Below are 14,914 nucleotides of genomic sequence, written 5' to 3' on the forward strand. Positions count from 1 at the left end.
AACTTTCCTAAATTCCGATTTCTGCTTTCACAACTTCAGCAATGGTATCCACATAGTAATCTACTTCTTCAGTTGTTGGTGCTTCAGCCATGACACGCAAGAGTGGCTCAGTTCCACTTGGGCGAACGAGAATACGTCCATTACCTGCCATCTCTTCTTCCATCTTATCGATAATAGCCTTTATAGCTGGTACTTCCATGGCTTTGTCTTTCATGGTGTTTTCCACACGGATATTAACCAATTTTTGTGGGTAAATTGTTACTTCTGAAGCCAATTGAGATAAGCTCTTACCTGTTTCTTGCATGATCTTAGTCAATTGAACTGCTGACAACTGACCATCACCAGTTGTATTGTAGTCCATCAAGATAACGTGACCTGACTGTTCTCCACCGAGATTGTAGCCCGATTTTCTCATTTCTTCAACTACATAGCGGTCTCCAACAGCAGTGACAGCTTTATTAATGCCTTCACGATCCAAGGCTTTATGGAAACCAAGGTTGGACATAACTGTTGTTACAATTGTATTTTGTGCCAATTGACCTTTTTCAGAAAGGTATTTACCGATGATATACATAATCTTATCACCGTCGACAATTTCACCATTTTCATCAACAGCAATCAAACGGTCGCTATCACCATCAAAGGCTAAACCAATGGCAGATTGATTTTCTTTTACAAGTTCTTGCAAGGCTTCTGGGTGAGTCGAACCAACATTCAAGTTAATGTTCAAACCATCTGGATTTTCTCCAATGACAGTGATTTGGGCACCCAAATCTGCAAAAATTTGACGAGCACTTGTAGAAGCTGCTCCATTAGCAGTATCCAAGGCTACCTTCATCCCTTCAAGAGCTGTTCCAGTTGAAACCAGGTAGGCTTCATACTTGCGTAATCCTTCTGGGTAATCAACAACAGTACCTAATCCTTCAGCACTTGGACGTGGGAGAGTATCTTCACTGGCGTCAAGCAAGGCTTCGATTTCTGCTTCTTTTTCATCGTCTAGCTTAAAGCCATCGCCACCAAAGAATTTAATCCCGTTATCAAGGGCTGGATTGTGGCTAGCTGAAATCATGACACCTGCGCTCGCTCCTTCAGTTTTGACAAGATAAGCTACTGCTGGTGTTGCAAGAACTCCAAGCTTATAAACGTGAATTCCGACTGAAAGGAGGCCTGCAATCAAAGCTGCTTCTAGCATTTGACCTGAGATACGAGTGTCACGTCCAACAAAAACCTTAGGCGCTTCTGTCGCATGTTGACTGAGGACATATCCTCCAAAGCGACCCAATTTAAAGGCCAATTCTGGCGTTAATTCTACGTTTGCTTCTCCACGGACTCCGTCCGTTCCAAAATATTTACCCATTTTAAGATTCCTTTTCTAGTTTAATGTTTATTTTAAGATTCTGACTTCGTCTCTGCTGCTGTCGTTGAAGAGTTTTCAGTAGATGAAGTATTACTTGTTGTGGTTGTGCTACTTGTTGTTCTTACAGCTTTGGTCGTTACTTTCATAGTAGTTTCAAAAGGTGTAATCACTGTTGGTAAGACAGCCCCATTTTTATCAACAGCTTGCAAAGGAACTGATCCAGAATAGTTCCCTGTAATCTGTTCACTCGTTGGTAAAACTGCAACAATCCGATCAATCTTAGATAGTGTATCCGCATCACTAGTTACTGAAACTTTTTCATCAGAAACAGTCACACGTTCGATTATAATCTTCTCATCAATTTGACTAGAATCAATTTGAGGTACAACAGGTACATTATCTCGAGTAACTTTCTTACCAACCTTGACTGTGATCTTTTGAGGTGTTGCTACAGCTGTCAAACCACTTGGAAGATTTTCAATGGTCAAGGGAACTTCAATCGTTCCTTCTGTAGCCTGGGTCAAATCAGCAGTCACTTTAAATTTACGAGTGCTTTCCTGCATCTCACTAGCCAAGGTGACTCGATTCGAACCCGTCAAAAATACCGTTACTTCTGAACTGAAACCACTGATAAAATACTGCTCACTATCATACTGAATATCAATCGGTACATTGACTACTGTATTGGTATAGGTTTCAGTTTTAGTTTGCCTTGCATTGGTATTGTTTTGATAATTGATTGATGTTGCATAGATAAACAGGACACATGCAAAGAGGAGTGAGGAGATGATATAAAGACTATTTCTTTTCATTATTCCAGCCTCCTAATAGACGTTCTTTTAAGCTTAGTTCTTGTTCATCCTTAGGTATCAGAATACGACGTAGTTCTTCCTCGAATTCTTCCAAACTTAGATCATGTTTGAAGACACCATTGTAGGTGATGGATATACCTCCAGTTTCTTCAGATACAACAAAAGTAAGGGCATCTGAAACTTCTGATAAACCAATGGCTGCACGGTGACGAGTTCCGAACTCTTTGGAAATACCTGTGTTTTCAGTCAGTGGTAAATAGGCAGAAGTTACTGCGATCCGATCTCCACTGATAATGACTGCACCGTCATGGAGAGGCGTATTAGGGATAAAAATGTTAATTAATAACTCAGCAGAAATCTTAGCATCCAAAGGAATTCCTGTAACGATGTACTCCTGCAAGGTTCTCACACGTTGAACAGCTACCAAAGCTCCAATCTTCCGTGGGCTCATATACTCAACCGATTTTACAAAAGCCTGTACCATCTGCTCTTCTGAACTTATAGGAGTATTTGAAAAGAAGTCCGTAGCTCGACCTAATCGTTCCAAACCTGTCCGAATTTCTGGAGAAAAGATAACAACCGCTGCGATAACTCCATAGGTAATCAATTGGTTAATCAACCAGGAAATAGTCGTCAAGCCCAAAAAATTAGCCGCAATCTGAGCTAAGATAAAAACTAAAACGCCTCGAACCAGAATCATAATCTTGGTTCCTGCAATTGATTTTGTAAATTGGTATAAGATATAAGCAACGATTAGAATATCAATCACATTTATCGCAATACTCCAAGGACTGGAAAACAAACTAGACCAGTATTGAAGATTAGATAATTGCTGAAAATTCATCCTGTGTCCCCTCTCCAAAAAAGCTTCTCTTCATTATACCATTTTTAATGGAAATTTTCTCCCCCCTACCTCATTTTAAATTGGCAGAAAATATGATAGAATAAAATGATAAAAATGAAATAAGGAGAAACCATGTCTGAATTATATGATATTACCATCATAGGGGGTGGCCCAGTTGGTCTTTTCGCAGCCTTTTATGCAAATTTACGTCAAGCTAAAGTACAAATCATTGACTCTCTTCCTCAATTAGGTGGCCAACCTGCCATTCTTTATCCTGAAAAGCAAATTCTTGATGTCCCAGGTTTCCCAAATCTCACTGGTGAAGAACTAACTAATCGCCTCTTAGAACAACTAAAAGGTTTTGATACACCAGCATATCTCAATGAAACTGTTCTTGACATTGAAAAAGAGAATGATGTATTTAAGATAACAACTACTAAAGGTATTCATAGTAGTAAAGCTGTTATTATCGCTATGGGTGGAGGTGCCTTTAAACCGCGTCCACTTGAATTAGAAGGTGTTGATAGTTATGAAAATATCCATTATCACGTTTCTAACATTCAACAATATGCTGGCAAGAAAGTAACCATCCTGGGTGGAGGAGACTCTGCTGTGGACTGGGCCTTAGCTTTTGAAAAGATTGCTCCAACTACACTTGTTCACCGTCGAGATAACTTCCGTGCGCTTGAGCATAGTGTCCAAGCTCTTCAAGAATCATCTGTTAGCATCAAAACACCATTTGTGCCAAGTCAACTTCTTGGAGATGGAAAAACTCTTGACAAGCTTGAAATCGCAAAAGTCAAATCCGATGAGACTGAAACCATTGAGTTGGACCACCTCTTTGTCAACTATGGCTTTAAATCATCAGTTGGTAATCTTAAAAACTGGGGACTTGACCTTAACCGTCACAAAATTATCGTTAATAGCAAGCAGGAGTCAAGCCAAGCTGGAATTTACGCTATCGGTGACTGCTGCTACTACGATGGTAAGATTGACTTGATTGCAACAGGTCTTGGTGAAGCACCAACTGCTGTCAACAATGCTATCAACTATATCTACCCTCAACAAAAAGTACAACCAAAACACTCAACAAGTCTATAAAAAACAACCACGAATCCTAGGATTTGTGGTTTTATAGTTCTTGAGCGCTTTGATGCAATCTTTCTGCTCTTGTATATCGTATTTATCTTTAGTATTGGTCAGCTTGATTATCTTTCTGATTGCCTTTTACAGCTTGCTGAAAGATTGCAAAGGCTAGTAATGCCTCATTGTTGCCAGCCATACCTATTTCTTCAAGTTGTTTCTTGATTTTACTATCCGTCACATCCAAAGATAAGAGGGTTTCAAATGCTTTTTTAGATCAATTTTTTTCTTCTAGCTATGCCAGACACTTTTCCTCCTTTTGAGCTAATAGCTCTTATTTCATCTTTGCTTCGTTCTGTAACTGGTTTTAAATTTTTAGTCCCATCTCTAGATAATTTTCACCCCCCTTTCAAACAAAAAAATCACAAATATTTTATACTTATGATTTCATTGTATATAGTAAAAAAGGGGATGTTTTACATTATTCCTAATAACTTTTCGATTTTGTTGAGTAAATCTCTATATTTTGAGTTGTCTTTTTCGTTGTTGACAAGATATTCGTTTGCAACGATGTTTAATGACTGATATAACCCGCCCATAATTCCGGATTGTTTCTCAGTCAGTTCAATCTTCTTAGCGTATTCATCATAATACATCTTGCAATTCTCATATATACGCTCATTCAACTTATTATAAAGATTAGTCATTTTCTATTGTACCTATCTATAGTTCATCAGCAATTTTATTAATCTTTCTCAGTCGATGATTGACACCACTTTTTGTGAGTGGATTTGTCAAACTGTCTGCCAATTGTTGGATAGAGTAGTCCGGATGTTGAATACGCAAATGCGCTACTTCCTGCAAATCTACTGGTAGGCTATCTAGACCTACGGTATCAATGATTTTACTGATATTGTTGATGGTTTTCATGCTCGCAGAAACCGTACGAGCGATATTAGCTGTCTCTGCATTATTAGCACGATTGAGATCATTCCGAGTTTCTCGGAGAATCTTGACGCCTTCAAAAGTATCTCTCGCCTCCATGGCTCCCACTAAAATCAGGAAATCCATAATATCTTCCGCTCGCTGAAGATAGGTCACTGCCCCCTTTTTTCGTTCGATAACCTTTGCATCTAGCAAGAACTGCTGCAAGAGCGAAGCAATCCCTTGGGCGTGGTCTAGATAAACCGAACTAATTTCCAACTGATATTTCCCTGACTCGGGATCACGAATGCTGCCATTCGCTAAGAAGGCTCCACAGAGATAGGCACGACCTGCTTCCTCATCTCCTAAAATTTCTGGATCAATCCCAGTCTCCAAACCAAAGAAAGAATCGGCCAAACGCAAATCTGCTAAAAGTTCCTGGACTCGCTCATCCGTAAATACAGTATAGACGCGATTTTTCCGTAGATTACTTCTCTGGTGGTGACGAATCTCAGACTTGATGCCATAAAAGTGCAAGAAAGATTCATAGAGATGACGGGCCAACTTAGCATTTTCTGTAATGACGGACAAGGTCAAACCAGAGCTCGATAAACCAATACTACCCGACATCTTGATAATAGCTGACAATTCATGACGACTCAGGTGATGCTGACTTAAAATTTCTTCTTTTACTGCTACTGTAAAACTCATTTTCTCACCTGTATAATCCGCATGAGCTCATCTACGATTAAATCACCATCGTGAAAGGCTCCCCCATTTTCCAAGCGTAGAAAGTTGGATGAAATGACACGTGGGACTTGCTTACGCAAACCTTCAAAATCATGCTCAACCTGCACCAAATACTCATCAAAACGGTTGGTATCCATATAGTCCCTCGGAACCTTTTCGATATTAACAAGGACAGTATCGATAAATGGACGGCCCAAATGACGATGCAAGACTTCTACGTGATCACTATCTGAGAAATGTTCTGTCTCTCCACGTTGAGTCATGATGTTGCAGACATAGGCAATTTCAGCCTTAGTTTCCAGAAGAGCCTGACCAATTTCTTCAATAACAATATTAGGCAAAATCGAAGTAAAGAGCGATCCCGGTCCCAAAACAATCATATCACTCTCAAGAATGGTATTGACAACACGACGGCTAGCCTGCGGTTTTTCATCATCTAGAGTGTTTGTCACATAGACATGGTCAATCATACCTGGATGATCTGCAATGTGACTTTCCCCAGCAACTTCTGATCCATCTTTAAAGACAGCATGGAGTGTCAAAGGATGGTCACTTGATGGGAAAATCTTCCCTGTAGTATGGAAAAATTTACTCAGCAATTGCATGGCATTATAGGTTGAGCCCTGCATTTCAGATAATCCAGCTATGATAATGTTTCCTAATGGATGACCAGCAAAAGCACCTGCATCCTCTGAAAAACGGTATTGAATGACCTTTTCATAGAATTTTGGCATATCTGACATGGCCACAAGGACATTACGTAAATCCCCTGGAGGTGTCAACTGTTGAATATTCTTACGCAATTCACCTGAAGAACCTCCATCATCAGCAACAGTTACAATGGCTGCAATGTCGACATCCTTTTCCCGTAAACTTTTTAAAATAACTGGGATCCCGGTTCCACCACCAATCACCGTAATCTTTGGTTTTCTCATGAACGGTTTACCGTTTCCTTTCTTCGGTCTTTATCACGATGACTTTCATTTACAGGCCAACTTTTAGATAGGTCATTCGCTAAACGCTTGGCAAAAGCGACACTTCTATGCTGTCCACCAGTACAACCAATCGCAATAGTTAAGACTGATTTGCCTTCTTTTTTATAGCCTGGTAGGATTGGTGCAACCAAGGCTAACAAATGACGGTAGAAATCTTCAGATTCCTCATGGTTCATGACATAGTCATAAACTGCCTGGTCTTCACCTGTCTGATTACGAAGTTCTGGCAGATAGTAAGGGTTTGGCAAGAAACGAACATCAAATACCAAATCGGCATCAATTGGAATGCCGTATTTAAAGCCAAAAGACATGACCTCGATACGGAAGGACTGAGTTTGTTCTTGGTCCGAGAATTGCTCTGCAATAGTCTTGCGAAGTTCACGAGGAGTTAACTCTGTTGTGTCAACCACGTTTTGACTCATATTTTTTAATGGGGCTAAGAGTTCGCGTTCTAGCTTGATACCATCCAAGATACGACCATCTGCTGCAAGAGGGTGACTTCTTCTAGTTTCCTTATAACGTGCCACCAATTCCTTATCAGCTGCATCCAAAAAGAGAATCTTGAAATCCAAATCATCTTGATTTTCCAATTCATCCAAGACAGCCTGAATCTCTGAGAAGAAAGAGCGGCTTCGCATATCCACCACTAAGGCTAACTTGTGGTCGTCATCCTTGGTCTCTACCAACTGCAAAAACTTTGGCAATAGAGCTGGTGGCATATTATCAATGGTAAAATATCCTAAATCTTCAAAGGATTGAATGGCTACAGTTTTCCCTGCACCACTCATCCCTGTTACAATCACCAGGTGAAGTTGTTTCATTGTCATCATAGTCTCCTTATATCAAAAGAAGTTTGGAAGAACCAAACTTCAACTCGCTTATCCAATCTCAGCGATGACTTCAATTTCGACTTTTACATCGCGAGGAAGACGAGCTACTTCCACAGCTGAACGAGCTGGAAATTCCTTATTAAAGGCTGTTTGGTATACCTCATTGAAAGGTACGAAGTCGTTCATATCGCTCAAGAAACAAGTTGTTTTAACAACATGGTCAAAATCTGTGCCTGCTTCTGCCAAAATAGCTCCAATGTTTTTCAAAACTTGTTCAGTCTGTTCTTGAATCGTTTCTCCTACGATTTCTCCAGTTTCAGGAGATAAAGGAACTTGACCGCTAGCAAACAAAAGGTTGCCAACGATTTTTCCTTGAACGTAAGGTCCGATTGCCTTTGGAGCTTTATCTGTATGAATTGTTTTTGCCATATGTATTCCTCACAATTTTTCTAAAATAGCATCCCAAGCTTTTTCCATTCCTTCCTTACTTACAGAAGAGAATAGGATAAAGTCATCACTTGGATCAAAATTTAATTTCTTTTTAATGGCTGATTCGTGCTTATTCCACTTGCCACGTGGAATCTTATCAGCTTTGGTAGCCACAATGATAACTGGAATCTCATAATATTTAAGAAATTCGTACATCTGTACATCATCTGCTGACGGATCATGACGAAGGTCAACGAGACTAACCACTGCTCGAAGATTTTCTCGAGTGGTTAAGTACTCCTCAATCATGCGTCCCCATTTTTCGCGTTCCTTTTTGGACACACGGGCATAACCGTAACCAGGCACATCTACAAAACGCATCTTATCATCAATATTAAAGAAATTAAGTAGTTGTGTTTTCCCTGGTTTTCCAGAGGTACGAGCTAGATTTTTACGATTGAGCATGGTATTGATAAAGCTCGATTTACCAACATTTGAGCGTCCTGCAAGAGCAATTTCAGGAAGTTCATCCTGCGGATAGTGGGACTTGTTGGCAGCACTCAGTAAAATCTCAGCATTGTGTGTATTGATTTCCATAGTCACCTCTAGGCTGTCTCTAGGATTGGCTTAGCTGTTCCATCAACTGCTTCTTTTGTGATACGAACAGTTTTCACATTTTCTTGACTTGGAACTTCAAACATAACATCTAGCATGGTTTCTTCGATGATTGAGCGAAGACCACGTGCTCCAGTTTTACGTTCAATAGCTTTGTTAGCAATCTCTTGGAGAGCCTCATCGTCAAATTCAAGCTCTACATCGTCATATGAAAGCAAGGTCTGGTACTGTTTAACCAAGGCATTTCTTGGCTCTTTCAAAATGCGAACCAAGTCATCCACTGTCAACTGCTCCAAGGCTGCAAAGACAGGCAAGCGTCCAATTAATTCAGGAATAATACCGAATTTCTGAATATCTTCTGCAATGATTTCTTGCATGTATGAGCTCTTTTCATCAATGGCCTTGTTATTTTGTCCGAAACCGATAACTTTTTCACCAAGACGCTGTTTGACAATTTCTTCGATTCCATCAAAGGCACCACCCACGATGAAGAGGATATTCTTGGTGTCTACTTGAATCATTTCTTGTTGTGGATGTTTGCGTCCACCTTGAGGAGGTACGCTAGCTACAGTTCCTTCGATAATCTTGAGGAGGGCTTGTTGAACACCTTCACCAGATACATCACGTGTAATAGAAACATTCTCGCTCTTCTTAGCAATCTTATCAATCTCATCGACGTAGATAATTCCACGCTCTGCTCGTTCAATGTTAAAGTCAGCTGCCTGCAAGAGTTTGAGGAGGATATTTTCCACGTCCTCACCTACATAGCCTGCTTCTGTAAGAGCTGTTGCATCAGCAATGGCAAATGGTACATTCAAACTTCTAGCCAGAGTCTGAGCAAGGAAAGTCTTCCCTGATCCAGTTGGGCCAATCATTAGAATGTTTGACTTTTGCAAATCAACATCTTCAGTCTCTTCACGAGTGTCATGGAAATTGATGCGTTTATAGTGGTTATATACAGCCACTGCCAGAGCACGTTTGGCACGATCTTGACCGATCACATAGTGGTTCAAAATGTTTAGGAGTTCGATTGGTTTTGGTACCTCAGACAAGTCAGCCAAAACTTCCTCAGCCAACTCCTCACGAATAATTTCCTGGGCCAACTCCACACATTCATTACAGATAAAGGCATTGTTCCCAGCAATTATTTTTTTAACTTCTTCTTGGCTTTTGCCACAAAATGAGCAATAAACCATCATATCATTTTTCCTATTTGTAGACATGATTCCCTTCCGTTCTAACTATTCATTCAATCTAAAATAAGGTCATATAAAAAGCATGAATGCTATTCACCAAGTTTGTGAAAGCATTTAGCCAAAGCAGAGTAGCAAGTCCAAAGCGCTTTTTACGAAAAGCGTGTGTTCCAGCTACAAGACAGACAGCACACAAAAGAGCTGTAAAAAATCCAAAAATACTGCGCTCCATTAGACTTCCTTTCTCTTTCTATATTCGATGGTAAAATCATAGACATTTTTCTCATCTTTGGAATAAGATTTGCTTGCAACAGTCTCAAAAACAGTCAAGTCAAAATCTTCTGGGAAATAGGTATCCCCTTCAACTTGAGCATGAATTTGTGTCACAATAATCTCATCGAGATAAGGTTCAAAAAGCTGAAAAATCTGCTTGCCACCAATGATATAGAGATTCTTAGCCTGATGATGATACCAGTCTAAAACATCCTCGACATTTTGGAAAACCAGTGCTCCTTCAATTGACTCTTCGGGATTGCGCGTCAAAATTAAGGTTTCACGTCCTGGAAGCAATCGTCGCCCCATCCCATCAAAGGTTACACGACCCATTAAAATGGCATGATTCAAGGTTGTTTCTTTAAAATGTTTTAACTCTGCTGGCAAATGCCAAGGCAAACGATCCTCTTTCCCGATCACACCCTTTTCATCTTGAGCCCAAATGGCTACGATTTTCTTTGTCATGCTTTCATCCTTTTCATTGATAGTTCTATTTTATCAAAAATCTTCAAAAAAGACTGTTTTGGAATGCCCTCTTGAATAGAAAAAATCCGTAGAAAACTTCTACGGATTTTTAGAAAAATACAGTATCTTACAAACCAGGTGCTTGTCCTAATTCTGCTGCAAGCATCCAGACTGTTTTTTCAAGATCTGCCTTAGCACCAACGAAGATATCATTGGTTACATCATCACCTTCTTCATCTGTTACATCCAATGCTTTTTGGAAAAGAGTGATAAGGTAACGATAAATTTCAAGGACACGTTCCAAACTTTCTTCTACGTTACGGAATTCTCCAACTCCTTCTTCGATTTCACTGTGTTGAAGGAATTCTGTCAAAGTAGAGTAGGGTTTGCCACCAAGTGTAATCAAGCGTTCGCTGATTTCATCAAGGTAAGCATCTAGACTATCCATGTATTCATCCATCTTAGGATGCCATACCATGAATCCACGTCCACGCATGTACCAGTGTACTTGATGAAGAGCGATATGTGCTACGTACAAGTCAGCTACGGCTTGATTCAAGACTTCTTTCGTTTTTACTAGCGTTTCAGGAGCTGTCTTAGATAATGTTGTTACGTCTTTTAATGCATCTTTTTTCAATTCTACCATTTTTCTCACCTCATAATATTATTTTTGTAACCATATTTATTGATTACTACCTCAGTATACTACACCTAGTAGACAAAAGCAAGAAAATTAACCCATATTAAAAAAGTTGTAATTGACTGATAATTTAAGAAAATGAGTGGCTATTTACCCTAGCTATTTTCTCTGTTTTTACTAGAAAATTGACTTTGATAAAGATCGTAATAGAAACCTTTTGCATCTAGGAGACTTTCATGATTTCCTTGTTCGATAATCTGCCCATCTTTCAGCACCAAAATTTTGTCAGCTTCCTGAATTGTCGAAAGTCGATGGGCAATGACAAAGCTTGTTCTCCCCTTCATCAAACGTTTCATAGCCTTTTGAATCAAGAGTTCTAGACGAGTGTCAACTGAAGAAGTCGCTTCGTCCAAAATTAAGATTGTAGGATCCGCCAAGAGAGCACGCGCGATAGTTAACAACTGTTTTTGCCCAAGAGAAATATTACTTGACTCTTGGTTCATTTCCATGTTATAGCCACCAGGAAGGGTGCGGATAAAGTGGTCAACATTGGCCGCCTTAGCAGCTTCAACGATTTCTTCATCTGTTGCATCCAGATTTCCAAAGCGAAGATTTTCCTTGATACTGCCTTCATAGAGCCAGGCATCCTGTAGGACCATACCAAACTGTCGACGATAGTCCTGACGAGACAGGTCACGAATATCTTGGCCATCTACTAAAATGGCACCAGCTGTCACATCGTAAAAACGCATGAGAAGGTTAATCAAGGTTGTTTTCCCTGCTCCAGTAGGTCCAACGATAGCTACCATCTCTCCAGGTTCAACATCTAAATTAAAATTGCGAATCAATGGTTTGTTTTCCACATATTGGAAATCAACATTTTTGAAGCTAACTTGACCTGTCAATGGTGCTAGTTCTTTCACTTCAGCAGTTTGGACTTCTTCCTGTTCATCTAAAACTTCGAAGACACGGTCAAGAGAGGACTTGGCACTTTGCATTTGCCCAGCTAACTGAGTGATATTTTGGATCGGCTGGCTGACTTGCCATACATATTGAACGAAGGCCTGCATGTTACCAATAGTCAAGCGTCCTGCAATAACCTGCAAACCACCTAAGACAGCAACAATCAGATAGGTTAAATCAGACACGATATGAAGGGCAGGCATCATCAATCCTGAAATAAAGCTCGCCTTAAATCCGACTTGTTGCAATTCATCCGTAATCTTTTCAAATCTCTCTTGAGAATTTTCTTCTCGTCCGAAAAGTTTTAAAACATTGAAACCTGTCAAGTTTTCCTGTACAAATCCATTCATACGTCCCAATATAGCTGCCTGCTGTTTAAAGTATGGCTGCGAACGATTTAGAATCGTTTTAGCTCCAAAATAAGTCACTGGAATCGACAAGATAACAATGATAGCCAACTGAAGATTTAGATAGAGGACCATTCCCATAACAAAAAGAATGGTAAAGACTGCATTGACAATCTGTAAGAAAGATTGTTGAAGGGCATTTGAAACAGTCTCTACATCACTGGTAAAACGGCCTAACAAATCTCCAAACTGGTGCTTGTCAAAGTAAGACACAGGAATACGATTGATTTTTTCACTCATTTCATTTCGCAAATCCTGTACCATAGACTGCACAGCATTGGTCATAAAGTAGTTTGAGTAGTAAGAACCCAACTCATAAAAAAGGCCACGCAAGAGATAGATCACCAGAATCACCGCGATATAACTGGTATTGATACCTGCTCCTGCAACACCATTTGCCATGGCAAGGAGGTTGCTGGTTAACTCAGTGATAGCAAGCCCCAATATGAATGGCTCAATAACACTCATTATGACGCTGACTATTTTCAAGAAGACTGCAAAGAAAACAGAGAAACGGTAGGCTTTTAAATAGCTCCATAGACGAGCTAGACTAGATTGTTGTTTCATCCTTTACCTCCTATTCTTCTGTCAGAGATGCATTTTTCAACTGCGACTCAGCAATTTCTCGATAGATGTCATTAGTCTCCATCAATTCTTCATGACGGCCACGACCAACGATTTCGCCCTTATCAAGGACGATAATCTGGTCCGCATCCATAATGGTTCCAACACGTTGCGCAACAATCAATACCGTAGCATCTTGAGTCACTTCCTTGAGACGACGGCGCAAGATAGCATCAGTACGGTAGTCCAAGGCTGAGAAGGAATCATCAAAGATATAGATATCTGGACCCTTGATGACTGCGCGGGCAATCGACAAGCGTTGCTTTTGACCACCTGATAGATTGCTTCCCCCTTCAGCTAGATGAGTTGCAAAACCTTCTTCTCGACTCTCGATAAAGTCCTTGGCTTGGGCTACATCAGCTGCTTGGTGCAAGTCCTCATGACTGGCGTCCTCTTTTCCGTAACGGAGATTATCTGCGATAGTCCCTGTAAAGAGCAAGGCTTTTTGTGGAATAAAACCAATTTTCTGGCGGAGTGATTTGAGACGGTAATCCCGGACATCAACACCATCGACCTTAATTTTCCCCAGTGTAACATCATAAAAACGAGGAATTAACTGAACCAGAGTAGACTTACCTGACCCAGTCGAACCGATAAAAGCAATGGTTTCTCCCGGTTTAGCAGTAAAGGAAATATTATGCAAAACAGGGCTTTCCGTCTCACCAGGATAAGCAAAGGTCACATTATCAAATTCTAAGTAACCATGTGTTTCTGTTTCTTGAATTCCGTCTTCATTTGGATCAATGGAAATAGGCATATCCATGATTTCCTTCAAACGCTCACTAGACACAGCCGTACGTGGATACATGGTAAAGAGGTTTGACAAGAAAAGGAAAGACAAGAGGGCGTGAAAACTATACTCGATGAAGGCTACCAAATCCCCAATCTGCAAACTTCCTTGCTTGAGAGGATCTAGAGCAAACCAAACGATAGCTACAATCATGGCAATAATGATTTGCACAAAAAGCGGCTCTGTCAAACCAGTCAATTTGAACAAACGATTTGAATTATCCGCATAGATTGCATTTTTCTCTTCAAAACGGATTTCTTGGAAATCTTCACGAGCAAAGGCACGAATCACTCGTAGCCCCATCAAATTTTCACGGACATATTGATTTATCTTGTCCAGTGTTTTCTGTTGTTTTTCAGATAAGGGGCGCGTTTTCACTGCCACATAAAGGACTACTACAGCTAGGAAAGGAACTGAAAAAGCGACAATCCAAGCTAGTGAGGGACTAGTTAAGAAAATCATGAGAATACTCGACAGCATCATCATGGGAGTGATCACACCCAACTTAAGCGTCTGCTCTGCAAACTGCATAAGGACAAAGGCATCACTAGTAATACGAGTCACCAATGAAGAAACACCAATTTGTTCATATTCGTGATGAGAATACTCTTGTAATTTAGCATAAACATCATTTCGCATATCCTTAACCATATTGGTGGTCAATTTACTAGCAGCATAGGATAGAACAACCCGCCCAAATGTCCCCAAGACGATAATAACCAACATTACGATAGCCCAAAAATAGAGCTTTTCTTCATTACCTTGATTAATCCCCTGGTCAATCATGCGAGCAAGAACAGTCGGTAGCCCAAGATTGACAATCACAAAGAAAATAGCTCCGAAGAAGTCTAACACTAGCCACTTGGGATAACGTTTGAGATAAGACCAAATATAAAGCATAATTCTCCTTTCCTTTTCAT

Annotated in this window: 15 protein-coding genes and 1 pseudogene; 1 reads left to right on the plus strand and 15 read right to left on the minus strand. The window is 40.2% G+C overall.

Translation table 11 applies throughout. The annotated features are described in order from the left end of the window. Window positions 1–7: 7 nt before the first annotated feature. From glmM to cdaA, 3 genes are read right to left on the minus strand one after another with little or no spacing between them, the layout of a single operon-like run. The gene (gene glmM / locus KBU52_RS04260; protein ID WP_254724436.1) at window positions 8–1,357 is read right to left on the minus strand and encodes a phosphoglucosamine mutase; all 1,350 of its coding nucleotides are present in this window, start codon (window positions 1,355–1,357) and stop codon (window positions 8–10) included. Between the two features lie 32 nt (window positions 1,358–1,389). Next, window positions 1,390–2,169: a YbbR-like domain-containing protein gene (locus KBU52_RS04265; protein ID WP_006151670.1), complete on the minus strand. Its 780-nt coding sequence runs from the start codon at window positions 2,167–2,169 to the stop codon at window positions 1,390–1,392. Next, window positions 2,156–3,013 carry a diadenylate cyclase CdaA gene (gene cdaA, locus KBU52_RS04270; RefSeq protein WP_247912694.1) on the minus strand — a complete coding sequence of 286 codons (858 nt, stop codon included), beginning with the start codon at window positions 3,011–3,013 and terminating at the stop codon, window positions 2,156–2,158. Before cdaA ends, KBU52_RS04265 begins: the two co-directional genes overlap by 14 nt. A 132-nt stretch (window positions 3,014–3,145) precedes the next feature. Between cdaA and KBU52_RS04275 the strand changes: the two genes are divergently transcribed. Further along, a complete protein-coding gene (locus tag KBU52_RS04275) occupies window positions 3,146–4,114 on the plus strand; it encodes an NAD(P)/FAD-dependent oxidoreductase (protein ID WP_254724437.1) in 969 nt (322 codons plus the stop codon). A 39-nt stretch (window positions 4,115–4,153) separates the two neighbouring features. Here KBU52_RS04275 and KBU52_RS04280 read toward each other — a convergent pair. The 12 genes and pseudogenes from KBU52_RS04280 to KBU52_RS04335 all read right to left on the minus strand — a co-directional run. Next, window positions 4,154–4,434 (minus strand): annotated as a pseudogene (locus tag KBU52_RS04280) (stress-induced protein); the annotation flags it as partial. A gap of 138 nt (window positions 4,435–4,572) precedes the next feature. Then, the gene (locus KBU52_RS04285; protein ID WP_006152171.1) at window positions 4,573–4,752 is read right to left on the minus strand and encodes a hypothetical protein; all 180 of its coding nucleotides are present in this window, start codon (window positions 4,750–4,752) and stop codon (window positions 4,573–4,575) included. Between the two features lie 67 nt (window positions 4,753–4,819). After that, window positions 4,820–5,731: a DNA-binding protein WhiA gene (whiA, locus tag KBU52_RS04290; protein WP_006152058.1), complete on the minus strand. Its 912-nt coding sequence runs from the start codon at window positions 5,729–5,731 to the stop codon at window positions 4,820–4,822. Then, window positions 5,728–6,705, minus strand: a complete 978-nt coding sequence (locus KBU52_RS04295) for a YvcK family protein (RefSeq protein WP_254724439.1) — start codon at window positions 6,703–6,705, stop codon at window positions 5,728–5,730. Before KBU52_RS04295 ends, whiA begins: the two co-directional genes overlap by 4 nt. Next, complete coding sequence (gene rapZ, locus KBU52_RS04300) at window positions 6,702–7,592, minus strand: RNase adapter RapZ (RefSeq protein ID WP_254724440.1); 891 nt, start codon at window positions 7,590–7,592, stop codon at window positions 6,702–6,704. Before rapZ ends, KBU52_RS04295 begins: the two co-directional genes overlap by 4 nt. A gap of 51 nt (window positions 7,593–7,643) precedes the next feature. Then, on the minus strand, window positions 7,644–8,024 hold the full coding sequence (locus KBU52_RS04305; protein ID WP_001140424.1) for a RidA family protein: 381 nt from the start codon (window positions 8,022–8,024) through the stop codon (window positions 7,644–7,646). 9 nt (window positions 8,025–8,033) lie between these two features. Then, window positions 8,034–8,621: a ribosome biogenesis GTP-binding protein YihA/YsxC gene (gene yihA, locus KBU52_RS04310; protein WP_254724441.1), complete on the minus strand. Its 588-nt coding sequence runs from the start codon at window positions 8,619–8,621 to the stop codon at window positions 8,034–8,036. Between the two features lie 8 nt (window positions 8,622–8,629). Continuing rightward, window positions 8,630–9,862: an ATP-dependent Clp protease ATP-binding subunit ClpX gene (gene clpX / locus KBU52_RS04315; RefSeq protein ID WP_254724442.1), complete on the minus strand. Its 1,233-nt coding sequence runs from the start codon at window positions 9,860–9,862 to the stop codon at window positions 8,630–8,632. Window positions 9,863–10,063: 201 nt separating this feature from the next. Continuing rightward, window positions 10,064–10,570, minus strand: coding sequence for a dihydrofolate reductase (locus KBU52_RS04320; RefSeq protein WP_254724443.1), 507 nt, complete (start codon window positions 10,568–10,570; stop codon window positions 10,064–10,066). A gap of 127 nt (window positions 10,571–10,697) precedes the next feature. Continuing rightward, the gene (locus KBU52_RS04325; RefSeq protein WP_223333507.1) at window positions 10,698–11,216 is read right to left on the minus strand and encodes a DNA starvation/stationary phase protection protein; all 519 of its coding nucleotides are present in this window, start codon (window positions 11,214–11,216) and stop codon (window positions 10,698–10,700) included. A 149-nt stretch (window positions 11,217–11,365) separates the two neighbouring features. After that, entirely contained in the window at window positions 11,366–13,147 is a 1,782-nt protein-coding gene (locus tag KBU52_RS04330) for an ABC transporter ATP-binding protein (RefSeq protein WP_254724444.1), read from the minus strand. 10 nt (window positions 13,148–13,157) lie between these two features. Continuing rightward, entirely contained in the window at window positions 13,158–14,894 is a 1,737-nt protein-coding gene (locus KBU52_RS04335) for an ABC transporter ATP-binding protein (RefSeq protein ID WP_254724445.1), read from the minus strand. Window positions 14,895–14,914: the final 20 nt, after the last annotated feature.

The sequence above is a fragment of the Streptococcus sp. 9.1(2021) genome (genome assembly GCF_030466425.1).
Taxonomy (GTDB): Bacteria; Bacillota; Bacilli; order Lactobacillales; family Streptococcaceae; genus Streptococcus; species Streptococcus wuxiensis.

Coding starts and splice junctions, on each gene's coding strand:
- glmM (WP_254724436.1), bottom strand. CDS start 1,357: ATGGGTAAATATTTTGGAACGGACGGAGTCCGTGGAGAAGCAAACGTA.
- KBU52_RS04265 (WP_006151670.1), bottom strand. CDS start 2,169: ATGAAAAGAAATAGTCTTTATATCATCTCCTCACTCCTCTTTGCATGT.
- cdaA (WP_247912694.1), bottom strand. CDS start 3,013: ATGAATTTTCAGCAATTATCTAATCTTCAATACTGGTCTAGTTTGTTT.
- KBU52_RS04275 (WP_254724437.1), top strand. CDS start 3,146: ATGTCTGAATTATATGATATTACCATCATAGGGGGTGGCCCAGTTGGT.
- KBU52_RS04285 (WP_006152171.1), bottom strand. CDS start 4,752: ATGTATTATGATGAATACGCTAAGAAGATTGAACTGACTGAGAAACAA.
- whiA (WP_006152058.1), bottom strand. CDS start 5,731: ATGAGTTTTACAGTAGCAGTAAAAGAAGAAATTTTAAGTCAGCATCAC.
- KBU52_RS04295 (WP_254724439.1), bottom strand. CDS start 6,705: ATGAGAAAACCAAAGATTACGGTGATTGGTGGTGGAACCGGGATCCCA.
- rapZ (WP_254724440.1), bottom strand. CDS start 7,592: ATGACAATGAAACAACTTCACCTGGTGATTGTAACAGGGATGAGTGGT.
- KBU52_RS04305 (WP_001140424.1), bottom strand. CDS start 8,024: ATGGCAAAAACAATTCATACAGATAAAGCTCCAAAGGCAATCGGACCT.
- yihA (WP_254724441.1), bottom strand. CDS start 8,621: ATGGAAATCAATACACACAATGCTGAGATTTTACTGAGTGCTGCCAAC.
- clpX (WP_254724442.1), bottom strand. CDS start 9,862: ATGTCTACAAATAGGAAAAATGATATGATGGTTTATTGCTCATTTTGT.
- KBU52_RS04320 (WP_254724443.1), bottom strand. CDS start 10,570: ATGACAAAGAAAATCGTAGCCATTTGGGCTCAAGATGAAAAGGGTGTG.
- KBU52_RS04325 (WP_223333507.1), bottom strand. CDS start 11,216: ATGGTAGAATTGAAAAAAGATGCATTAAAAGACGTAACAACATTATCT.
- KBU52_RS04330 (WP_254724444.1), bottom strand. CDS start 13,147: ATGAAACAACAATCTAGTCTAGCTCGTCTATGGAGCTATTTAAAAGCC.
- KBU52_RS04335 (WP_254724445.1), bottom strand. CDS start 14,894: ATGCTTTATATTTGGTCTTATCTCAAACGTTATCCCAAGTGGCTAGTG.